This is a genomic window from Pseudomonas sp. SH10-3B, from assembly GCF_019891415.1.
Lineage (GTDB): Bacteria > Pseudomonadota > Gammaproteobacteria > Pseudomonadales > Pseudomonadaceae > Aquipseudomonas.
Genome location: NZ_JAFLXD010000011.1, coordinates 53,825 through 75,345, shown reverse-complemented (window position 1 = coordinate 75,345; position 21,521 = coordinate 53,825). Strand labels below are relative to the sequence as shown.

Here is a 21,521-nt window from a genome sequence, read left to right as displayed (position 1 = left end):
CTAACCTTCTTGCGTGGGTATTGGAATGTTGCAACGTCTACTGTGGAAGCTGCTTCCCAAGCACCAGAGGGTGTTTCTGCTGGGGCGTTTGTCGGTGGTGGATCGCCAGGCGGTGAACAAGTCCCTGTCTGGGGTGGCAACGCTTAACCCGGCCTTCGAGCGTCACCAGTGCATATTCATCCATGTGCCCAAATGCGCCGGCAGCAGCGTGTGCTCGGCACTGCTCGATGGGCGCTGGCCCGGGCACTTGCCGTATTACTGGTATGAGCAGCAATTTCCCCAACACTGCGAGCGCAGCTTCAAATTTGCTTTCGTACGCGACCCTCTGGAGCGCGCTTACTCGGCTTATACCTACTTGCGCGGCAATCATATGGGCGCTCGCGACCTGCAAGCCCAGTCGCTGGTTTCCAGCTACCGCGACTTCGACCATTTCGTCGCCGGCTGGCTGCACCCGGACAACCTGCGGCGGCAATTGCACTTTGCTCCCCAGACCGACTTCCTGGTCGATCACATGGGCCAAATGGCCATGGACTTTCTCGGGCGCCAGGAGTCTTTGCAGCAAGACTTCCAGCACCTGTGCGAACGCCTCGGCGTGGACTCATCCCTGCCACATCTGAATGTTTCACTGGGCCGTCGCAACGAGCCGGTCAGGGACTTTTGCTCCTCGCGCACGCGGCGTCTGGTCCGGCGTGCCTATCAACGTGACTACGAGGTATTGGGCTATGAATAGCCAGTTGCTCGCCGGCGGTTGCACTGCCATCCGTCCCTTTGCACTGTCGTTGTCGGTGGCCGCACGGGCGGCGCTCAAGCACCAGCAGCCGTGCTGTCTATGGCTGACGGGGCTGTCCGGGTCCGGCAAGTCGACCCTGGCCAACGCCCTGGAAGTGCAGCTCAACGAGCAGGGGCGGCACACCTACGTGCTCGATGGCGATAATCTGCGCGCGGGCCTGTGCAATGACCTGGGCATGGGTGATGCGGCGCGCAAGGAAAATATCCGGCGTATTGGCGAAGTGGCGCGGCTGATGGTGGACGCGGGCCTGATCGTCATTGTTTCGGCGATCTCGCCGTTCAGCGTCGACCGGGCGACCGCCAGGGCTCTGTTTGGGCCAGAGCAATTCTTTGAGATTTACGTCAGCACACCCTTTGACGTGTGTGCCCGGCGTGATCCCAAGGGCTTGTACCGCGCGGCACTGGACGGGCGCATCAAGTCCTTCACCGGACTGGACAGCCCCTATGAGGCACCGTTTGCGGCTGACTGCGAAATCAACACCGACGAGGTCGAGCTGGACGCCGCGGTTGAGCATATCCTGGCGGTTCTGTTTAAAAAGTGAGCAGTTTTCCCGGCTGATGCATCGCGGATAAAGCTCTGGAACTAGGCGGCGCTCACCCTGTGCTAATATCGCGCCCCTGTTCATTTTGTATGTGGGTTGCTCCATGAAGTTGTCCATGCCGCGATTCGATCAAGCCCCTGTCTTGGTGGTCGGCGATGTCATGCTCGACCGTTACTGGCATGGCGGTACCTCACGGATTTCCCCTGAGGCGCCGGTACCGGTAGTCAAGGTCGAGCAAATCGAAGACCGTCCAGGTGGCGCTGCCAACGTTGCCCTCAATATTGCCGCCCTCGGCGCCCCGGCCTCCCTGGTGGGTGTGACCGGCGACGACGAAGCCGCCGACAGCCTGTCCAACAGCCTGCGCGGTGCCGGCGTGCGTGCGTTGTTCCAGCGCATTGCCCACCAGCCGACCATCGTCAAGCTGCGGGTCATGAGCCGTCACCAGCAATTGCTGCGTATCGATTTTGAAGAACCCTTCGCCACCGACGCTTTGGCTCTCAGTGGCCAGGTCGACGAACTGCTCGAAGGTGTCAAGGTGCTGGTGTTGTCCGACTACGGCAAAGGCGCCCTGAAGAACCACCAGGAACTGATCCAGGCCGCCAAGGCGCGGAACATCCCGGTATTGGCCGATCCCAAGGGCAAGGACTTCTCGATTTATCGCGGAGCCAGCCTGATCACGCCTAACCTCAGCGAGTTCGAAGCCATCGTTGGCGGCTGCGCCGATGAGCACGAACTGGTGACCAAGGGCGCGGCGCTCATGGCCGACCTCGACCTGGGCGCCTTGCTGGTGACCCGTGGTGAGCACGGCATGACCCTGCTGCGTCCGGATCACCCGGCGATGCACCTGCCGGCACGTGCCCGTGAAGTGTTCGACGTGACCGGCGCCGGTGACACGGTGATTTCCACCCTGGCCGCCTCCATTGCTGCTGGCGAAGAGCTGCCCCACGCGGTAGCCCTGGCCAATCTGGCGGCGGGCATCGTGGTCGGCAAGCTGGGTACCGCTGCTATCAGCGCCCCTGAGCTGCGCCGGGCGATCCAGCGCTCCGAAGGTTCCGAGCGTGGGGTGCTGAGCATCGAACAATTGCTGCTGGCGATTGACGATGCCCGTGCTCACAACGAAAGCATCGTGTTTACCAATGGTTGCTTCGACATCCTGCATGCCGGTCATGTGACTTACCTGGAGCAGGCTCGTGCCCAAGGCGATCGCCTGATCGTCGCGGTCAACGATGATGCTTCGGTCAGCCGTCTGAAAGGCCCTGGCCGTCCGATCAACAGCGTCGACCGACGCATGGCGGTATTGGCTGGATTGGGCGCGGTGGACTGGGTGATCAGCTTCCCTGAAGCGACCCCGGAAAACCTGCTGGCCCAGGTCAAGCCGGACGTGCTGGTCAAGGGCGGCGACTACTCCGTCGACCAAGTGGTCGGCGCCGAGATCGTCAGCGCCTACGGCGGCAAGGTCAAAGTGCTGGGCCTGGTTGAAAACAGCTCGACCACCGCCATCGTCGATAAGATCCGCAATAATGAGTAAGGCTCAAAAGTGGGTCTTGATCACGGGGGGCGCGGGCTTTATTGGCTCGCACCTGGTCGATGCGCTGCTTGCCAAGGGCTACGCGGTACGGGTGCTGGATAACCTGTCCACGGGTAAGCGCAGCAACCTGCCGTTGGACAATCCTCGTGTCGAACTGCTTGAAGGCGATGTTGCCGATGCGCAACTGGTAGCGCGTGCCGCCATGGGCGCTGCGGCAGTCGTGCATCTGGCGGCGGTGGCTTCCGTGCAGGCCTCGGTGGATGATCCGGTCAGCACGCACCAGAGCAACTTCGTCGGTACGCTGAACGTCTGCGAAGCGATGCGCCAGGCGGGCGTCAAGCGGGTGGTGTTCGCGTCCAGCGCTGCGGTGTATGGCAACAACGGCGAAGGCGCTTCGATTGACGAAGAGACCACCAAGGCGCCGTTGACGCCCTATGCGTCCGACAAGTTGGCCGGTGAGCATTACTTCGACTTCTACCGTCGCCAGCATGGCCTGGAACCGGTGATCTTCCGCTTCTTCAATATCTTCGGGCCGCGCCAGGATCCTTCCTCGCCGTACTCCGGGGTGATCAGTATCTTCTGCGAGCGTGCCCAGCAGGGTGTGCCGATTGCCGTATTCGGCGATGGCGAGCAAACCCGTGATTTCATGTACGTGGAAGACTTGGTGGATGTGCTGGTGCAGGCCATCGAAGCCCCGCAAGCACCGTTGGGTGCGATCAACGTGGGCTGGAATCGCACCACTACCCTCAAGCAGGTGCTGCAGGCGCTGGAAGAGGCAGTCGGGTCGTTGCCTGCTGTGACGTATGGGCCGGCGCGGTCAGGAGACATTCGGCATTCGCGGGCGAATAACCAGCGGTTGTTGGCCAGTTTCAAACTGCCTGAGCCTACTCCGTTGAAGGTGGGCCTGGCGCGGTTGCTCAAGGGCTGACTGTTCACCTGTAGGAGCGAGCTTGCTCGCGAAGTTCGTCAACGATAACGCGGGTATCCTGATTAAAAGCGGCGCCCTTGCGTTTTTCGCGAGCAAGCTCGCTCCTACCGTTATCGATGCCAGCCCTCAGCGGCTGGCTTTTTTCTTCGGCACGATCTTGCGCAGCATGCGTTGCGCCAGGCGTTTGAGTTTCGACTCTTTCTCAGGCTCCGCCAGGCCTTGCTGCCGGACCCAATCCTTCCAGCGAATGCGCTCATCGCGCACCAGCCAGCCTTCCTGCTGGGCGAAGCTTTCTGCCAGGTAGAGGCCGCGGGTGCTGGCTGGGTACAGTTGGTCCTTCTTGACCGTGTACAACTCGGCGAGCGGCTGGCCGTCTTTCAATGGCATCAGGTACAGGTCCGGACGCTGGCGGTCCAGGCGTGCCACCAGTTGGTCGCCTTCCAAGCGCTCGTCCACATGGAACAGGCTCAGGGATTTGGCTTCCTTCGGGACTTCCAGGCGCAGGTCATAAATCAGTTGCAGCGACGCGGTCGGTACATGCACATAGGCCCGTGGGCGCTCGATCAGTTGGGTGGTCGCGCAACGTACCGGGCGTGCGGCGCCAGACAAAGGGCTCAAGCGAAACGGCAAGGCTTCGCGGTAATGCAGCGCGGCGGAGTAGGGGGCCGGCAGCCACGTGTCGTTGAAGCGCCCGCCGAGCCAGCCTTCCGGGGTCTCCAGCAGGCATTCCTCGGCAATCTCCTGGATGGCGGTGTGCAGCGGCAGGTTCAGTTCGTGGGCGGGGACGTAGCCTGAGATCAGCTTGAGCACCACGTCGCCACGGTCCTGGCGACGTTGGCGCACCAGTACCCAGTAATCCTTGTTTTGCCAATGCAGGGTCAGGCGCACCGACACGCCGAGGTTGGCCAGCTCCAGGGCGAAGCGTTCGGCATCCGGGACTTCTACCGGTTTGCGGCGCTGCAGGGTCTGGGCGAAGTTGAGCGGCATGCCCACGCTCTGGTAGCTCAGGCCTTCGGGGGTGGCTTCGACGTGCAGCGGCAGTGTTTTGAAGTTGCTGGGGTTTTTTCTTATGAGCGTTCGCGGCATGTCGGCTCCTTCTTGCGACGGGGTCGGCCGCGTCGGCGGCATCAGAGTTGACGAATGACTTGGGCAGCGGTCGCCACGTTATGGGCCAGGTGCAGCGGATTAATGGTCCCGACAATAGCACTGGCGACACCCGTTTGCGCAAACAACAACGTGAAACTGGCGCGAATTGGATCCATTCCAGGCTCCAGGCACACGTGGCCGCTGGCCAGGGCCTTTTTCACCAGGATCCCCTTGCCATGGGCCGCTGCATAATCAATGACGGCTTTCTCGGTCTGTTCGTTCAGATTGTAGGTGACCATCGCGCAATCACCTTGTTCCAGAGCCTTCACGCCGCCTTCGACGGTTTTGCCGGAGAAGCCGAAGCCGCGAATCTTGCCCTCTTGCTTCAACTGCGCCAGGGTCTGGTACACCTCGCAATCGTTGAGGATATGCAGGTCGTTGCCATCGGAGTGCACCAGTACCAGATCGATAAAATCCGTTTCAAGTCGTTTCAAGCTGCGCTCGATCGACATCCGGGTATGGGCCGCGCTGAAATCGTGATGGGACAGGCCCTCTTCGAACTCTTCGCCGACCTTGCTGACGATCACCCAATCCTTGCGCTGGCCGCGCAACAGCGGCCCCAGGCGTTCTTCGCTGCGTCCGTAGGCGGGCGCGGTATCGATCAGGTTGATGCCCAGCTGGCGGGCCTGGCGCAACAGCATCCGCGCTTCGTCATCATCGGGAATGGTGAAACCGCTGGGGTACTTCACGCCTTGGTCACGGCCGAGCTTGACGGTACCCAGGCCGAGTGGCGACACCAGCAGGCCGGTGCTGCCCAAGGGGCGGTGCAGGTCGTGCAAGGTCGGCAGGCTCATGGCAACAGTTGCTCCCAGGCGGGTACGCCGATGGCGGGTTTTGGCAGGTCGGGCAGGGGGGCTGAGGCGCTTGGGCGGATGCCGTCGCGTTCGAGGCTGTTGATCACTCGATCGGCGAAGTCCGGCGCTAACGCCAGCTTGGTCGGCCAGCCCACCAGCAGGCGGCCTTCTTCGGCGACAAAGGCGTTGTCGGGGCGACTCAGGCCTGATTGCAGGGGCTCGGCACGCTCGACGCGCAAGGTAGCCCACTGGGTTTGGCTCATATCGATCCAGGGCAGCAGTTGCGCCAGCTCTTTCTGGGCGGTGGCGATCTGTTCTTGCGGCGTACGTGCCACGCCATCGGCCTCGGCAATGTCGCCGCCCATGTACCACACCCAATTGCCATCGGCGGCGGGATGCGTGGTAACAGTGATGCGTGGCTTGGTGCCGCCGCCCAGGCAGTGGGCGTACAGCGGCTTCAAGCCAGGGCCTTTGGCGATGATCATGTGCAGCGGGCGTTTTTGCATGGCCGGCTGGCTGAGGCCGAGGGCGGCCAGCAGATCAGCGGTACCACCGCCGGCGCTCAAGACGATGCGCTGGGCGCGGATCTCGCGGCCATCCACGTTCAAACCCACCAGATTGTTGCCTTCCAGCAGCGGTTCGATGTGTTGCCCGGCGAGCAAGCCATCGCCGGCCAGCTGCGCGAGACGTTCAATCAGGCTGGGTACGTCCACCACCAGTTCGGCGAGGCGATAGACCTTGCCCTTGAAGCGGCGGTCTTGCAGGGCGGGCGGCAGGTCGTCGCCCTTGACTTGGTCGACACGGCCGCGCACGGCCTTGCTGGCGAAAAAGCTGGTGAGGTTGCCGGCGAGCGTGCCAGGGGACCACAGGTAATGGGCTTGTGATAGCAGGCGCACGCCGGACAGGTCCAGCTCACCTTCACCGGCCAGGGCTTCACGCCAGCGGCGCGGCATATCGGCAATCGCTTCGGAGGCGCCGGTGAGGGCGCCGTGCAGCGCGTACTTCGCACCGCCGTGAATGATCCCCTGGGACTTCACGCTTTGCCCGCCACCTAATGTGGCGTTTTCCACCAGCACCGTGGAAAAACCCTGGCGGCGCAGGCGCGCATTCAGCCAGAGGCCGGCAACTCCGGCGCCGACAATCAACACGTCGGTGGAAATAACGGATGGCATGGGCGACCTCATTTCTAAACAAGGCCGCAAGTATACATTCTCACGCCATGCACACCGTAGGCGCTGTCGAGCTTTGGCGAGGCGGCGAATGGTGGATTCAATTGAGGTTCAAGTGAGCACTCAATGCCCGGCGGTTTTCGAGAACAGCTGGATAACCACCACGCCCAGCACAATCAGGCCCATCCCCAGCATCGCCGGCACGTCGAGCTTCTGCCCGTAGATAAACAGCGCCGCAATACTGACCATCACGATGCCCATCCCGGCCCACACGGCATAGGCCACGCCCACCGGTACGGTACGCACCACCAGGGTCAGCATCCAGAATGCCACGCCGTAGCCGACGATCACCAGCAACAGCGGGATGGGGGTGCTCCAGCCCTTGATGGCTTTCATGGAAACGGTGGCGATCACTTCCGAGCAGATGGCAATGGCCAGGTAGCAGTAAGCGGCGTTCATGGGTGAGTCCTCGGTGTAGAGCAATCTGATAAGGCCGGCATTCTAGAGTTTTCTCAGATGGGGTAAAGTCATTACCTATCCGAAATAAAGATGGGTTGAGCCATGAGCGTGCAGTGGAATCTGGAGCAGATGCGCCTGTTTGTCAGCGTCGCCGAGCAGTGTTCGTTTTCGGCGGTGGCGCGCCAGCAGCGCAAGGCGCAGTCGGCGGTCAGCAACGGCATTGCCATGCTGGAGGCGGACCTCGGCGTGAGCCTGTTCGAGCGTAGCAGCGGCCGCCAGCCGCGCCTGACCGCAGCCGGCAGCGTGTTGCTGGAGGAGGCGCGGGAAGTGCTGCGCCAGTGTGAACGGCTCAATGGCCGGGCGCTGTCACTGACCCGCGGTGAAGAAGCCTGCCTGCGCCTGGCCCAGGACGAGGCCATGTTGTTCCAGCCGGTGCTCGACAGCCTTGAGGCACTGGCCGGGCAATACCCGTTGCTGGAGGTGCAGTTGTCCAGCGCCGCCCAGGGCGATGTAGCGCGCAAGTTGGTGGAGCGCCAGGCCGACCTGGGCCTGCTGTTCTATCACGACCAGATCCCCGAGGCATTGGAGCGGCGGGTGGTTGGCAGCGTGGAGATGGTCACCGTGTGCGGCGTGAACCACCCGCTCGCCAAGGAAAAGTACGTGACGTGCCAGCACCTGGCCCAGTTTCGCCAGTTGCTGATGTCGACCCAGACCAGCGTCTACCCCGGCAGCGAAGCGGCCAGCCCGCTGGTGTGGCGCGCCGACAGTTTCTACGTGTTGGCCGAGTGGCTGATGAGCGGCCTGGGCTGGGCGTGGCTGCCACGGCATATCGTGCAGTACCCGACCTATCAACAACAGATGGTGGAGTTGGACAGCGAATGGACGCCGCCGGCCCTGGTGGTGGAGTTGGTCTGGAGGCGCGACGAGCACCTCGGCCCCGCCGCGCGCTTTCTGGCCAAACGTTTTGCCGAGTGCTTGCAGGCGATCGACTGAAAAAGCCGATAAACTCCGCCGCCATGAATAGAACTCTCTATAGCTGTCTGTTTTACCTGGCGCTGCCGTTGGTGGCCTTACGTCTATGGTTGCGCGCACGCAAGGCACCGGCCTATGCCCAGCGCGTCGGCGAGCGCTTTTCCTACGGCTTGCCGGTGATGCGGCCGGGCGGGATCTGGGTGCATGCCGTGTCGGTGGGCGAAAGCATTGCCGCCGCGCCGATGATTCGCGGCTTGCTGGCGCGTTATCCGCAACTGCCGATCACGGTCACCTGCATGACGCCCACCGGTTCCGAGCGTATCCAGGCGTTGTTTGCCAACGAGCCGCGCATCCAGCATTGCTACCTGCCCTACGATTTGCCCTGTGCGGCCAAGCGTTTTCTTGATCGTGTGCAGCCCAAGCTGGCGGTGATCATGGAAACCGAGTTATGGCCCAACCATATCCACGCCTGCGCCCGGCGCGGTATTCCGGTGGCCTTGGCCAATGCGCGGCTGTCGGCACGCTCGGCCAAGGGCTATGCACGTTTCGCCAAACTCACGGCGCCGATGCTGTCGCAGATGAGCCTGTTCGCGGTACAGACCCAAACCGAGGCCCAGCGTTTCCTGAGCCTGGGCGCGCGCCCGGAAACCGTCGAGGTCACCGGCTCGATCAAGTTCGACCTGACCATCGACCCCGAGCTGCCGGCGCGCGCCGCCGCCCTGCGCGCGCAGTGGGGCGCGGCTGAGCGCCCGGTGTGGATCGCTGCCAGTACCCACGAAGGCGAAGATGAAGTGGTGCTTGCGGCTCACCGGCAACTGCTCGAAAGCTACCCCAACGCGCTGTTGATTCTGGTGCCGCGTCATCAGGAGCGCTTCGGCCCGATGTACGCGCTGTGCGGTCAACAAGGGTTTGCCACGGTGCGTCGCTCCAGCGGCGAGCCGGTGACCGCGCAAACCTCGGTATTGCTTGGCGATACCATGGGCGAACTGCTGTTTCTTTATGCGCTGGCCGACAGCGCCTTCGTCGGCGGTAGCCTGGTGGCGACTGGCGGGCACAATCCGTTGGAACCGGCAGCGCTGGCCCTGCCTGTGATCATGGGGCCGCACGTATTCAACTTCCTCGACATCACCGCGATGATGCGCGAAGCCGGTGCGTTGCGAGAGGTGGATGATGCGCAGGGGCTGGCCGAGGCCGTACGACAGCTGTTCGAACTGCCGCAGGATGCACGCAGGATGGCGCAGGCGGGGCTCAAGGTGATGCAGGCCAACCAGGGCGCGTTGAAGCGCTTGCTGGATGGGTTGGGCCGATTGATCTCTCGCTGACCCTGCGCCGATCCAAATGTGAGAGGGAGTAAGCCCCCTCCGACATTGGTTTTATGGTGTTTTCAATAACCCGGGCGGGCCTTGAGCTGCTCGGCGGCCGCCTTGGCCAGGTCCGGTGGCAGGAAGTCGCGGTCCGGGTTGTAGTCGGCCTTGAGGTAGCGCGTCAGGTCCTGCAGATCCCCTGGGCTCAAGGTGCCCGCCGCCTGCTTCAGGCGCAGGTTGTCGAGAATGTAGTCGTAGCGGCTGTTGTTGTAGTTGCGCACCGACGAATACAGCTGGCGCTGTGCATCCAGCACGTCGACGATATTGCGCGTACCCACCTGGTAACCGATTTCCGTGGCTTCCACCGCACTCTGGTTAGAGATGATCGACTGGCGGCGCGCCTGCACCTGTTCCACATCGGTGTTCACGGCGCGGTGCAAGTTGCGGGTGTTTTCCACCACCTGGCGGCGCAGGCCTTCGCGTTGCTGCTCGGTCTGGCTCAGGCGCGAGTAGGATTCACGCACTTGGGAGTTGGTGAGGCCGCCGCTGTACAGCGGAATGCGCAACTGCAAGCCGATGGTCCTGCGCGACGCATCACCGTGATAGATGTCCTGGCCAAAGGCATCGGGGTTGCTGGCGCCCAGGGCGTCGTTATCACCCTTCTGGTATTGCGCCACCGCATCCAGGGTCGGCGCATGGCCGGCCTTGCGTTGCTTGAGGGTTTCTTCGGCAGCGGTGACTGCGTAGTTGCTGGCCAGCAAGTTGAGGTTCTGGCGGCCGGCAGTTTCGACCCAGGCTTTGGCGTCATTCGGCGCCGGTGGTAATACCGGCAGTGTGTGAACGATTCCTTGGATCGAATTGTACTGGCGGTTGGTCAGGGTGATCAGCGCTTCAAAGGCGTCGTCCACCTGGCGCTGGGCCACGATCCGATTGGCGCGAGCCGTGTCGTAGCTGGCCTGGGATTGCAGCACGTCGGTCTTATCCGACAGGCCGACGTCGAAACGTTCATTGGCCTGGTCCAACTGACGCTTGAACGCCGCTTCTTCAGCCTTGGTGGTGGCCAGGTTGTCCTGGGCGCGCAGCACGCTGAAGTAGCTTTCGGCGCTTTTGAGAATCAGGTCCTGCTCGGTGGCCGAAAGTTGCAGGGCCGCCTGTTCGTTAACCGCTTGCGCCGCCTGCAACTGGAACCAGCGGTCGATGCGAAACAACGGCTGGCTCAAGGTGGCCTGCCAGGAATGCGCATCACGATTGATCGTGGTGGCTGGCTGGTCGAATTGGTTACGCACGTTGTTGGAATCGGCGCCGGCCGACAGGTTCGGGAGGAGTCCGGCGCGTGCCTGGGGCACTACTTCTTTCTGTGCGCCGTATTGGGCGCGCGCTGCGGCCAGGTCGGCGTTGTTATCTACAGCTTCCTGATAGACGCTGACCAGATCGGTTCTGGTCGACAAGGGCGCTTCAGCTGCCCAGACCATTCCGTTGGTTGCACAAGACACGGCGAGAGCCAGTGAAAGTTTGCGCAGCATGAGGCAATCCCTAGATTTAATATTACGGTTATAATTTGTGGCCCAAGGCTAAGACCAGTCATCCCTAGCGTCAAGTCTCGCGGCCGTTGCCGAGTGTAGTGGCGAGATCCGTGCGCAACAATCCCGCAATCACGCCATTCATCACGCTGAATGCACCGCTATTGGCAATTTGCCCACGGCATGGTCTAGACTGGCCGCGTTCTTGTCGGGGTGCCTTGTTGGAAGGCTGAGATCGGTAAATACCGGATCCCGTTGAACCTGATCAGGTTAACGCCTGCGTAGGGAACAAGATTTCTCGTCCCCCGGCGAGTCCTCTTGTGCTTCGTCCGGGATGTTGTTCGACCTTCGAACAGCCCTCGTGCACCAAGCACAGCACTGGTTTCAGTGCGTCCATCCGTCACAGGTTCGCTCCGACAAAAATCCACCGCCTGGATAGTTGGAGAGCCCGTGATGAGTACAAAATTAAAAAACACCGTGCACTTGAGTGAATCGGCCAAGGTCGACTCCGGCTCCGTGCAACCCTTTACCCGCTCGCAAAAAATCTACGTGCAGGGCACCCGCCCGGACATTCGCGTGCCGATGCGTGAAATCAGCCTGGACGTAACCCCCACCGACTTCGGCGGTGAAATCAACGCCCCCGTGGTGGTCTACGACACCTCCGGCCCCTACACCGACCCCAACGTCATCATCGACGTACGCAAAGGCCTGGGCGATGTACGCTCGCCGTGGATCGAGTCCCGTGGGGACACCGAGCGCCTGAGCGGCCTGAGCTCGCATTTCGGTCAGCAGCGCCTCAGCGATGCCGAACTGACCGCCCTGCGCTTTGCTCATGTGAAGAACCCGCGCCGCGCCAAGGCCGGGGCCAACGTCACCCAGATGCATTACGCGCGCAAAGGCATCATCACCGCCGAGATGGAATACGTCGCCATCCGCGAAAACATGAAGCTTGAAGAAGCCCGCGCCAGTGGCCTGCTCGACCAGCAACACGCCGGCCACAGCTTCGGCGCCAGCGTGCCGAAGATCATCACCCCCGAATTCGTCCGTGAAGAAATCGCCCGTGGCCGCGCGATCATCCCGGCCAACATCAACCACACCGAACTGGAACCGATGATCATCGGCCGTAACTTCCTGGTGAAGATCAACGGCAACATCGGCAACAGCGCCCTGGGTTCGTCCATCGAAGAAGAAGTGGCGAAACTGACCTGGGGCATTCGCTGGGGCTCGGATACGGTGATGGACCTGTCCACTGGCAAGCACATCCATGAAACCCGCGAGTGGATCATCCGCAACTCGCCGGTGCCGATCGGTACCGTGCCGATCTACCAGGCCCTGGAAAAAGTCGGCGGCGCCGCCGAAGACCTGACCTGGGAGCTGTTCCGCGACACCCTGATCGAACAGGCCGAGCAGGGCGTCGATTACTTCACCATCCACGCCGGTGTGCTGCTGCGCTACGTACCGCTGACCGCCAAGCGCGTCACCGGCATCGTGTCCCGTGGCGGTTCGATCATGGCCAAGTGGTGCCTGGCGCACCACAAAGAGAACTTCACCTACACGCATTTCGACGAAATCTGCGAAATCATGAAGGCCTATGACGTCAGCTTCTCCCTTGGCGACGGCCTGCGCCCGGGCTCGATTGCCGACGCCAACGACGCCGCGCAGTTTGGTGAGCTGGAAACCCTTGGCGAGCTGACCAAGATCGCCTGGAAGCACGACGTGCAAACCATGATCGAAGGCCCCGGCCACGTGCCGATGCAGTTGATCAAGGAGAACATGGACAAGCAGCTCGAATGCTGCGACGAAGCGCCGTTCTACACCCTCGGCCCGCTGACCACCGACATCGCGCCGGGCTACGACCACATCACCTCCGGCATCGGTGCGGCGATGATCGGCTGGTTCGGTTGCGCCATGCTCTGCTACGTCACGCCCAAGGAGCACCTGGGCCTGCCGAACAAGGATGACGTGAAGACCGGGATCATCACCTACAAGATCGCCGCCCACGCGGCGGACTTGGCCAAGGGGCATCCGGGGGCGCAGATTCGCGACAATGCCTTGAGCAAGGCGCGCTTCGAGTTCCGCTGGGAAGACCAGTTCAACCTCGGCCTGGACCCGGACACTGCGCGTTCATACCACGACGAAACCCTGCCGAAAGACTCGGCCAAGGTCGCGCACTTCTGTTCAATGTGCGGGCCGAAGTTCTGCTCGATGAAAATCACCCAGGAAGTGCGTGAGTACGCGGCCAACCAACGCATTGAAGCGGTGGATGTGGACGTGGCCAAGGGCTTGGCAGAGCAGGCGGAGCGGTTCAAGCAGGAAGGTAGTCAGCTGTACAAGAAGGTCTGATCCAGAGATGGCGGTGCCTGCACCGCCGTCATCGGGGCGGTGCGACGACTCGACAAGCCCCCTCCCACATTTTGACTGAGGTATGCACAGTTTTTGTGTTCACAGCAGATCCAATGTGTGGGGGGGGGGCCCCGATAGCAATCTTTCAAACAAAAAATGCCCCTCAGAGATAACACCCTTGAGCATTCAACCCAGCACCTACTCCCCCGACATCGCGGTGCCTGCTGACAAACGCGTCTTCGGCGCCCGCGACCTGTTCTCCCTGTGGTTCTCCCTCGGCATCGGCCTGATGGTCCTGCAGACCGGCGCATTGCTCGCGCCGGGGCTGGGCTTGTCCGGTTCATTGCTGGCGATTTTCCTCGGCACCCTGGTCGGCGTGCTGTTGCTGGCTGCCGTCGGTGTGATCGGCAGTGACACCGGGCTGTCCGCCATGGCCGCCCTCAAGCTCAGCCTCGGGGCCAAAGGTGCGAGCCTGCCGGCGTTGTTGAACCTGCTGCAACTGATCGGCTGGGGCTCGTTCGAAATCATCGTGATGCGCGATGCCGCCAGCCTGTTGGGCGCGCGGGCATTCAGCGACGGCAGCCTATTGGCCAGTCCGTTGTTGTGGACACTGTTCTTCGGCGGTTTGGCGACCTTGCTGGCGGTCAGCGGGCCCTTGACGTTCGTACGGCAGATCCTGCGCAAATGGGGCATCTGGCTGCTGCTGGCGGCCTGCCTGTGGCTGACCTGGAACCTGTTCGCCAAGGCCGATCTCGCCGCACTCTGGGCCCAGGCCGGTGACGGTTCGATGCCCTTTGCCGTCGGCTTTGATATCGCCATCGCCATGCCGCTGTCGTGGTTGCCGCTGATTGCCGATTACTCACGCTTCGGCAAGCGCGCCAAGAGTGTGTTTGGCGGTACGGCGCTGGGCTTCTTTATTGGTAATTTCTGGCTGATGAGCCTGGGCGTGGCCTACACCCTGGCGTTTGCGCCCAGCGGTGAAGTGAATGCGCTGCTGCTGGCGCTGGCCGGGGCCGGCCTGGGGATTCCGCTGTTGCTGATCCTGTTGGACGAGTCGGAAAACGCCTTTGCCGATATTCACTCGGCGGCGGTGTCCAGCGGGATTCTATTGCGCTTGAAGGTCGAGCACCTGGCCCTGGCCATCGGTGTGATCTGCACCCTGGTCGCCTATTTTGCACCGTTGGCGCAATACCAGAACTTCCTGCTGCTGATCGGCTCAGTGTTTGCGCCGTTGTTCGGCGTGGTGCTGGTGGATCATTTCATCCTGCGCCGTCGTGGCCAGGGTGTGATTGCCAGCCTGCGTTGGCCGGCACTGTTGGCCTGGCTGGGCGGCATCGCTACGTATCACCTGTTGGCCAACCTGTACCCGGAGATCGGCGCGACCCTGCCGGCGCTGGTGCTGGCAGGGCTGTTGCAGTTCATCCTGGGGCGTGCCTTCAGCGGCGCGCGGGCACCAGCTCGGGCTTGAGGATGCCTTCCAGGCGCGAGTAGGGAATCTGCAACTCGACATGGCCCAACGCATACGGCGCGATGGTGCTGGTGGGGTACTTGAGGATCACGCCACCATAGGTCAGCGCCACGTTCGGGGTTTTCTGGAACGGGTAGGTTTTCACGAACTCCGGTTCCAGGCTCAGGCGGGTGCTGATCAGCCAGCTGTTGTGCGCCACCTGGGCGGCTTTCCAAAACGCCTCTTCCTTGCCTGGCAGCAGCATATCGCTCAGCCACAGGGCCTTTTGCTGCTGGCGCGAATAGTTGATGAACGCGCGGCCAGGCTCGCCATGGGTGGCGCCCTGGTCCAGGTAGCTGGACAGCTCGATGATTACCAAACCGTCATGCTGCTCGCGTACCTTGGCCTGCAAGTACATGCTGTTGCGTGGGGCGGCGGTGCTGAGGAATTGCTCGCGATAAGACTCAAGGCTCGACGGCAGCGGGTCGCCCGCGTTGGTGCGCGTCATCTCCAGCAGGCGTTGCTCGATCAACGCGTCCAGCTTGGGTTCCTTGGCAAAATGAACGGTGTCGATGTTCACCAGCGGGCAATCGCTGGCGGCGCAGCCCGGCTTGCTCTGCTCGCTGGCGTCGCGGGTGGCTTCCAGCGGTGTGCGGAAGCTGGGTTGAAACAGGCTTTGGCAGGCGCCGAGGGTCAAGGCGATGCAGGCCACGGAGGCGATTTTTAAAAGCGACATGGATGTCCTTCGTCTATCGATAAGAGCGAAATTGTGCAGCTTCGACTACCGGCGGGGCAGTCAGTTCGCCACTAAGCTGATTAGAGTGAGTTTGACGCCCGCCGTCTATCCCGGCAACTGGAAAGGGGCTGCATCCAAGGGCGCGAGCGCGTTAGGATGGCGCGAATTGCATGGGACATGATGAGGACGGATATGACGGACATTGCGAAATCGACGCCGAGCACGATCGAAATTGTTCAGCGCGACAATGCCTATAAGGGCTTCTACCAGCTTGATCGCGTGCAACTGCGCCACGAAAAATTCGCGGGTGGCATGAGCCGAGTGATCAATCGCGAAGTCTTCGTCCGTCACGATGCCGTGTGTGTACTGCCCTACGATCCGCAGCGCGATGAGGTGGTGCTGAACGAGCAGTTCCGCATTGGGGCCTTGGGCCGTACCGACAATCCCTGGCTGATCGAGATGGTCGCTGGCCTGATCGACAAGGACGAGCAGCCGGAGGAGGTTGCACACCGCGAAGCCGAGGAGGAAGCTGGCTTGACCTTCTCCGCACTCTGGCCGATCACCAAGTATTTCCCGTCGCCCGGCGGCAGTACTGAGTTCGTGCACTTGTATCTGGGGCGTTGCGACAGCACAGGCGTCGGTGGTGTGCATGGGCTGGAAGAAGAAGCAGAAGATATCCGCGTTACGGTCTGGGCATTTGAAGACGCCCTGCAAGCCGTTCGCGACGGTAAGATTTCCAACGCAGCCAGCATTATCGCCCTGCAATGGCTTGCGCTTAATCGCGCGGAAGTGAGGGGGTTATGGCAGTAAAGGCACGGGAACGTTATCGAGTCGACCTGATCGGGCTGCAAGCCGCCTGCGAGGCCAACTATGCGCGGCTGATGCGCCTTCTGCCCGACATGCGCCACGCCCCGGAGGCGCGGCGCATCGGCGTGACCCATGGCGACCAGATGCTGGGCGTGCTGGCCCTGGAGGTCATCGTCAATTGCCCGTACACCACCACCTTGCGCGTACGTCAGGAACACAGCCTGCCATGGCTGCCGGTGCCGCAGTTGGAAGTGCAGGTCTACCACGATGCACGAATGGCCGAAGTCATCAGCGCCGAACATGCGCGGCGCTTTCGCAGCATCTATCCTTACCCGAATGTGTTCATGCACCAGCCCGATGAGAAAGCACAGCTCAATGTGTTCCTCGGTGAATGGTTGAGCCACTGTCTGGCCCTGGGCCATGAGTTCGCAGTCGTGCGGTAGATGTGAACTGCGTCTGCTTCCTGGGTTTCCTCTTTGCGTCCTGCCCCAGCATAATCGCTCCAACTCTATATTCCTGTGATTGCCTTGGGAGAGCGCCTTGCCGAGCGTATCCACCTTGAACCCCGATGCTGCGCTGCTGGTGCAGCTGTCCGACAGCCACCTGTTTGCCGAGGCCGACGGTTCGCTGTTGGGCATGAACACCCGTGACAGCCTGCAACGCGTGATCGAACGGGTGCGTCAGCAACACCCGCACATCGACCTGATAGTGGCCACGGGGGACTTGTCCCAGGACGGTACGCTGGAGTCTTACCAGGCATTTCGTGACCTGACTCAGCAGATCGAAGCCCCGGCGCGCTGGATTCCCGGCAATCACGACGAACCGCAGATTATGGTGCACGCCGCTGCGCACAGTGACCTGCTGGAGCCCGTGGTGGATGTCGGCAACTGGCGCATCACCCTGCTCGACTCCGCCGTGCCGGGCTCGGTGCCGGGCTACCTGCAGGATTCACAGCTGCAATTGCTGGCTCAAGCCTTGAGCGAAGCCCCTGACCGCCATCACCTGGTGTGTTTCCACCATCACCCGGTGTCCATCGGCTGTGCCTGGATGGAACCCATCGGCCTACGCAATCCAGAGGCCTTGTTTGCAGTGCTCGACCGCTTTCCGCAGGTCAAGGCGCTGCTCTGGGGCCATGTGCACCAGGAAATAGACCGCGAGCGTAATGGCGTGCGCCTGCTGGCCTCGCCGTCCACCTGCATCCAGTTCGCGCCGGGCAGCGAAGATTTCAAGGTCAGCGAGCAGGCGCCGGGCTATCGCTGGTTGCGTCTGCATGCCGACGGACGGCTGGAAACCGGGGTAGAGCGCCTGGTCGGCTTTGCATTTACGGTGGATTACGGTAGCAACGGCTACTGAGATTTACCTGTAAACTGCGCCTCTTTGGCTGAAGCACGGAGAGCCCGGCATGTCCGCTTCGATCCTGTATATCCACGGTTTCAACAGCGCGCCTGCGTCCAACAAGGCCAGCCAACTGATCACCGTGATGGATGCCCTCGGCCTGGCCGATCAACTGCGCGTGCCGGCCCTGCATCACCATCCGCGTCAGGCAATTCCTCAATTGGAGGAAGCCATTGCCCAGCTGGGGCGGCCGCTGCTAGTCGGCAGCTCGCTCGGCGGCTACTATGCAACCCATCTTGCTGAGCACCATGGCCTCAAGGCGTTGCTGGTCAACCCGGCGGTCAGCCCCCATCGGATGTTCGACGGTTACCTGGGCACCCAGAAGAACCTCTACACCGATGAAACCTGGGAACTGACCCACGACCACGTCACGGCGCTGGCCGAGCTGGAAGTACCGGCTCCCCAGGATGCCGCGCGTTACCAGGTGTGGTTGCAGACTGGGGATGAAACCCTGGATTATCGCCTCGCCCAGCAGTATTACCGGGCCTGTGCCTTGCGCATCCAGGCCGGTGGCGACCATGGTTACCAGGGGTTCGCCCAGCAATTGCCGGTGCTGTTGAGTTTTGCCGGCATTGGCGCAGATCAGTATCAATCTTTCGATTTCTCGGCACTGTAATTGCCTTGAAAATCGCAGGTTACTTTTTAATCGAACGACTCACGACGAGACCCCATGGCCACTCCCAGCGCTAGCTCTTATAACGCCGACGCCATCGAAGTCCTCTCGGGCCTCGACCCGGTGCGCAAACGCCCCGGCATGTACACCGACACCAGTCGGCCGAACCACCTTGCCCAGGAAGTCATCGACAACAGTGTCGACGAAGCCTTGGCCGGGCACGCCAAGTCGGTGCACGTCATTCTTCACGCTGACCACTCCCTGGAAGTGTCCGACGATGGTCGTGGCATGCCCGTGGATATTCACCCGGAAGAGGGCGTGTCGGGCGTCGAGCTGATCCTCACCAAGCTGCACGCCGGCGGCAAGTTCTCCAACAAGAACTACCAGTTCTCCGGCGGCTTGCACGGTGTGGGTATTTCCGTGGTCAACGCCCTGTCGACCCTGGTGCGGGTCAAGGTCAAGCGCGACGGCAACGAGTACGAGATGACCTTCGCCGATGGCTACAAAGCCACCGACCTGCAGGTGATCGGCACCGTTGGCAAGCGCAACACCGGCACCAGCGTGTACTTTGCGCCGGACCCTAAGTACTTCGACTCGCCGAAATTCTCCATCAGCCGTCTCAAGCACGTGCTCAAGGCCAAGGCCGTACTGTGCCCGGGCCTGCTGGTGACCTTTGAAGACAAAGGCACCAATGAGAAGGTCGAGTGGCACTACGAAGACGGCCTGCGCTCCTACCTGGAAGATTCCGTCAGCGACTTCGAACGCCTGCCCAACGAGCCGTTCTGCGGCAGCCTGGCCGGTAACAAGGAAGCCGTCGATTGGGCGCTGCTGTGGTTGCCCGAAGGCGGCGACAGCGTGCAGGAAAGCTACGTCAACCTGATCCCCACCGCCCAGGGCGGCACCCACGTCAATGGTTTGCGCCAGGGCTTGCTGGATGCCATGCGCGAATTCTGCGAGTACCGCAGCCTGCTGCCGCGCGGCGTCAAGCTGGCGCCGGAAGACGTGTGGGAGCGCATTGCGTTCGTACTGTCGATGAAAATGCAGGAGCCGCAGTTCTCCGGCCAGACCAAAGAGCGCCTGTCGTCCCGCGAAGCGGCGGCGTTTGTCTCCGGTGTGGTCAAGGATGCCTTCAGCCTGTGGCTCAACGAGCATCCGGAACTGGGCCTGGCCCTGGCGGAACTGGCGATCAACAACGCCGGCCGTCGCCTCAAGGCCAGCAAGAAAGTCGAGCGCAAGCGCATCACCCAGGGCCCGGCATTGCCCGGCAAGCTGGCCGATTGCGCCGGGCAGGACCCGATGCGCTCCGAACTGTTCCTGGTCGAAGGTGACTCCGCCGGTGGTTCCGCCAAGCAAGCGCGGGACAAGGAATTCCAGGCGATCCTGCCGTTGCGCGGCAAGATCCTCAATACCTGGGAAGTCGATGGCAGCGAAGTCCTTGCCAGTCAGGAAGTGCACAACATCGCGGTGGCCATCGGCGTCGACCCGGGCGCGGCGGACATGAGCCAGTTGCGCTACGGCAAGATCTGCATCCTCGCCGACGCCGACTCCGACGGCCTGCACATCGCGACCCTGCTGTGCGCGTTGTTCGTGCAGCACTTCCGCCCGTTGGTGGATGCCGGTCACGTCTACGTCGCCATGCCGCCGCTGTACCGGATCGACCTGGGCAAGGAGATTTTCTACGCCCTGGACGAAGCCGAGCGCGATGGCATCCTCGACCGCCTGGTGGCCGAGAAGAAACGCGGCAAGCCGCAGGTCACGCGATTCAAGGGCCTGGGTGAAATGAACCCGCCGCAACTGCGCGAAACCACCATGGACCCGAACACCCGGCGCCTGGTGCAGTTGACCCTGGAAGACTTCGCCGCCACCTCGGAAATGATGGACATGCTGCTGGCGAAGAAACGCGCACCGGACCGCAAGTCCTGGCTGGAATCCAAAGGCAACCTCGCCGAGGTTCTGGGCTGATGCGCACAGGTTTCGCCCTGGCGATCCTGATGTTGAGCGGGCTGGTAGCGACTCAGGTCGCCGCTGCGCCCGTGGCTGAGCTCACGCTGGTGTCCGAACATCCGGTGGACGGCATGCGCGGCGGTAACCTCTCGGGGCTGGCGCTGTGCGGCAAGGAGCTGTGGACGGTTTCCGATCGTGATGACGACCAGATCTATCGGCTTGATATCAGTGCGCCGACCTGGCAAGCCGAAACGGTAAAAATCGATGTACCGCCGGTGCCGGAATCCGGGCTGCCCTGGGGGCTGCGTTCGCGCACCAAGGCTGCTTCGTTCATTCGTGGTGGCGACCTGGATTTTGAAGGCATCAGCTGCGATGCCGCGGGTAATCGCTACATTGTCAGTGAAGCCCATGCGGCGGTGCTGAGAGTGCCGGTGAACGGTGCGCCGGAATGGTTGAAGATCGCCCCGAGCATGGTGCGCGAAGCCCGGGCCAGTGGCATGTTGCTGCACTTCAACGCCTTATTCGAGGGCCTGGCGATCAACCCCGAAGGTAATCAGATCTGGCTGGCTGCGGAGCGTGAGCGGCGCGGCCTCATCTCTATCAAGCGCCCGCAAAGCGTGTGGGATTGTGACGGCCCCTGCGTGTTGCTGAGCGAGGCTGGCCAGGAAATGCAGCCGGCCAAGTTCACTAATGCCAAGGCGGTGTCCAAGGATTTCGCCGACCTCGCGCTGTTCAACGGCAAACTGTTTACCCTGGAGCGCAATGCGTTTCAGATATGCCGGCGCGATGCGGTCACGGCCAAGGTCGAGTTGTGCTGGTCGTTCGCCGACGAAACCCTGACGCCCGAACGCCGTTATGCCCAACCTTACGGTCTGGCCGAAGCCCTGGTGATCGACGCCGAGGGTGCCTTGCTGGGCATCGACAACAATTTCGGCCCCCGCGCCGATGGTGAAAAACGCCCCGTGGTCTATCGTTTCGCCGCCCCTGCCGGTGGCTGGAGCGCCCAGCCATGAGCCGCTATTTTTTTGAATCGATCCGGCGCGGCGGCATTTCCGCTACGCCTTACCAAACAATGATGAGGCCCG

At 62.1% G+C, this 21,521-nt stretch carries 20 protein-coding genes, 1 pseudogene and 1 riboswitch; of the genes and pseudogenes, 15 read left to right on the top strand and 6 right to left on the bottom strand.

Annotated elements, in window-relative coordinates; genetic code table 11:
* The first annotated feature begins 25 nt into the window (after window positions 1-25).
* The 5 genes and pseudogenes from J1G35_RS11310 to J1G35_RS30915 form a co-directional block, all read left to right on the top strand.
* On the top strand, window positions 26-730 hold the full coding sequence (locus tag J1G35_RS11310) for a sulfotransferase family 2 domain-containing protein (RefSeq protein WP_053139311.1): 705 nt from the start codon (window positions 26-28) through the stop codon (window positions 728-730).
* Window positions 723-1,331 (top strand): adenylyl-sulfate kinase, encoded by a 609-nt coding sequence (gene cysC, locus J1G35_RS11305; protein WP_053139314.1) that lies wholly within the window; start codon window positions 723-725, stop codon window positions 1,329-1,331. The genes J1G35_RS11310 and cysC overlap by 8 nt, the downstream gene beginning before the upstream one ends.
* 103 nt (window positions 1,332-1,434) lie before the next feature.
* On the top strand, window positions 1,435-2,859 hold the full coding sequence (gene hldE, locus J1G35_RS11300; RefSeq protein ID WP_053139316.1) for a bifunctional D-glycero-beta-D-manno-heptose-7-phosphate kinase/D-glycero-beta-D-manno-heptose 1-phosphate adenylyltransferase HldE: 1,425 nt from the start codon (window positions 1,435-1,437) through the stop codon (window positions 2,857-2,859).
* Window positions 2,852-3,787 (top strand): NAD-dependent epimerase/dehydratase family protein, encoded by a 936-nt coding sequence (locus J1G35_RS11295; protein ID WP_053139318.1) that lies wholly within the window; start codon window positions 2,852-2,854, stop codon window positions 3,785-3,787. The genes hldE and J1G35_RS11295 overlap by 8 nt, the downstream gene beginning before the upstream one ends.
* Window positions 3,788-3,809: 22 nt before the next feature.
* Window positions 3,810-3,899: pseudogene (locus tag J1G35_RS30915) on the top strand (outer membrane lipoprotein carrier protein LolA); the annotation flags it as partial.
* Between the two features lie 14 nt (window positions 3,900-3,913).
* Here the strand turns inward: J1G35_RS30915 and J1G35_RS11290 are convergent.
* The 4 genes from J1G35_RS11290 to J1G35_RS11275 form a co-directional block, all read right to left on the bottom strand.
* Window positions 3,914-4,873: a hypothetical protein gene (locus J1G35_RS11290; RefSeq protein ID WP_053139320.1), complete on the bottom strand. Its 960-nt coding sequence runs from the start codon at window positions 4,871-4,873 to the stop codon at window positions 3,914-3,916.
* Between the two features lie 41 nt (window positions 4,874-4,914).
* Complete coding sequence (locus tag J1G35_RS11285; protein WP_053139322.1) at window positions 4,915-5,727, bottom strand: aldo/keto reductase; 813 nt, start codon at window positions 5,725-5,727, stop codon at window positions 4,915-4,917.
* A complete protein-coding gene (locus tag J1G35_RS11280; RefSeq protein ID WP_223014994.1) occupies window positions 5,724-6,899 on the bottom strand; it encodes an FAD-dependent oxidoreductase in 1,176 nt (391 codons plus the stop codon). The genes J1G35_RS11285 and J1G35_RS11280 overlap by 4 nt, the downstream gene beginning before the upstream one ends.
* A 120-nt stretch (window positions 6,900-7,019) precedes the next feature.
* Window positions 7,020-7,355, bottom strand: a complete 336-nt coding sequence (locus tag J1G35_RS11275; protein ID WP_027604927.1) for a multidrug efflux SMR transporter — start codon at window positions 7,353-7,355, stop codon at window positions 7,020-7,022.
* Between the two features lie 102 nt (window positions 7,356-7,457).
* Between J1G35_RS11275 and J1G35_RS11270 the strand changes: the two genes are divergently transcribed.
* Window positions 7,458-8,348, top strand: a complete 891-nt coding sequence (locus tag J1G35_RS11270) for a LysR family transcriptional regulator (RefSeq protein WP_053139326.1) — start codon at window positions 7,458-7,460, stop codon at window positions 8,346-8,348.
* A 23-nt stretch (window positions 8,349-8,371) separates the two neighbouring features.
* Window positions 8,372-9,649, top strand: coding sequence for a lipid IV(A) 3-deoxy-D-manno-octulosonic acid transferase (gene waaA, locus J1G35_RS11265; RefSeq protein WP_223014993.1), 1,278 nt, complete (start codon window positions 8,372-8,374; stop codon window positions 9,647-9,649).
* Window positions 9,650-9,711: 62 nt separating this feature from the next.
* Here waaA and J1G35_RS11260 read toward each other — a convergent pair whose 3' ends face one another.
* The gene (locus J1G35_RS11260) at window positions 9,712-11,154 is read right to left on the bottom strand and encodes a TolC family outer membrane protein (protein WP_053139330.1); all 1,443 of its coding nucleotides are present in this window, start codon (window positions 11,152-11,154) and stop codon (window positions 9,712-9,714) included.
* Window positions 11,155-11,350: 196 nt separating this feature from the next.
* Window positions 11,351-11,456, top strand: a riboswitch (TPP riboswitch).
* Between the two features lie 148 nt (window positions 11,457-11,604).
* Between J1G35_RS11260 and thiC the strand changes: the two genes are divergently transcribed.
* Together thiC and cytX are read left to right on the top strand one after the other, a co-directional pair.
* Window positions 11,605-13,494 carry a phosphomethylpyrimidine synthase ThiC gene (gene thiC / locus J1G35_RS11255; RefSeq protein ID WP_223014992.1) on the top strand — a complete coding sequence of 630 codons (1,890 nt, stop codon included), beginning with the start codon at window positions 11,605-11,607 and terminating at the stop codon, window positions 13,492-13,494.
* A 178-nt stretch (window positions 13,495-13,672) separates the two neighbouring features.
* Window positions 13,673-14,962 (top strand): putative hydroxymethylpyrimidine transporter CytX, encoded by a 1,290-nt coding sequence (cytX, locus tag J1G35_RS11250; RefSeq protein ID WP_223014991.1) that lies wholly within the window; start codon window positions 13,673-13,675, stop codon window positions 14,960-14,962.
* Here the strand turns inward: cytX and J1G35_RS11245 are convergent.
* On the bottom strand, window positions 14,931-15,677 hold the full coding sequence (locus J1G35_RS11245) for an RsiV family protein (RefSeq protein WP_223014990.1): 747 nt from the start codon (window positions 15,675-15,677) through the stop codon (window positions 14,931-14,933). The two genes, cytX and J1G35_RS11245, sit on opposite strands and share 32 nt — an antisense overlap.
* A 192-nt stretch (window positions 15,678-15,869) precedes the next feature.
* On the opposite strand from J1G35_RS11245, the gene J1G35_RS11240 reads away from it, so the two are divergent.
* The 6 genes from J1G35_RS11240 (at window position 15,870) to J1G35_RS11215 (ending at window position 21,449) form a co-directional block, all read left to right on the top strand.
* Window positions 15,870-16,487 carry an NUDIX domain-containing protein gene (locus J1G35_RS11240; RefSeq protein WP_053139338.1) on the top strand — a complete coding sequence of 206 codons (618 nt, stop codon included), beginning with the start codon at window positions 15,870-15,872 and terminating at the stop codon, window positions 16,485-16,487.
* The gene (locus tag J1G35_RS11235; protein WP_053139340.1) at window positions 16,478-16,927 is read left to right on the top strand and encodes a DUF1249 domain-containing protein; all 450 of its coding nucleotides are present in this window, start codon (window positions 16,478-16,480) and stop codon (window positions 16,925-16,927) included. Before J1G35_RS11240 ends, J1G35_RS11235 begins: the two co-directional genes overlap by 10 nt.
* Window positions 16,928-17,024: 97 nt before the next feature.
* Complete coding sequence (gene cpdA, locus J1G35_RS11230) at window positions 17,025-17,837, top strand: 3',5'-cyclic-AMP phosphodiesterase (protein ID WP_053139342.1); 813 nt, start codon at window positions 17,025-17,027, stop codon at window positions 17,835-17,837.
* A 49-nt stretch (window positions 17,838-17,886) separates the two neighbouring features.
* Window positions 17,887-18,495: a YqiA/YcfP family alpha/beta fold hydrolase gene (locus J1G35_RS11225; protein ID WP_223014989.1), complete on the top strand. Its 609-nt coding sequence runs from the start codon at window positions 17,887-17,889 to the stop codon at window positions 18,493-18,495.
* A 54-nt stretch (window positions 18,496-18,549) separates the two neighbouring features.
* Window positions 18,550-20,454: a DNA topoisomerase IV subunit B gene (gene parE / locus J1G35_RS11220; RefSeq protein WP_053139346.1), complete on the top strand. Its 1,905-nt coding sequence runs from the start codon at window positions 18,550-18,552 to the stop codon at window positions 20,452-20,454.
* Entirely contained in the window at window positions 20,454-21,449 is a 996-nt protein-coding gene (locus J1G35_RS11215) for an esterase-like activity of phytase family protein (RefSeq protein WP_223014988.1), read from the top strand. The genes parE and J1G35_RS11215 overlap by 1 nt, the downstream gene beginning before the upstream one ends.
* Window positions 21,450-21,521 lie beyond the last annotated feature (72 nt).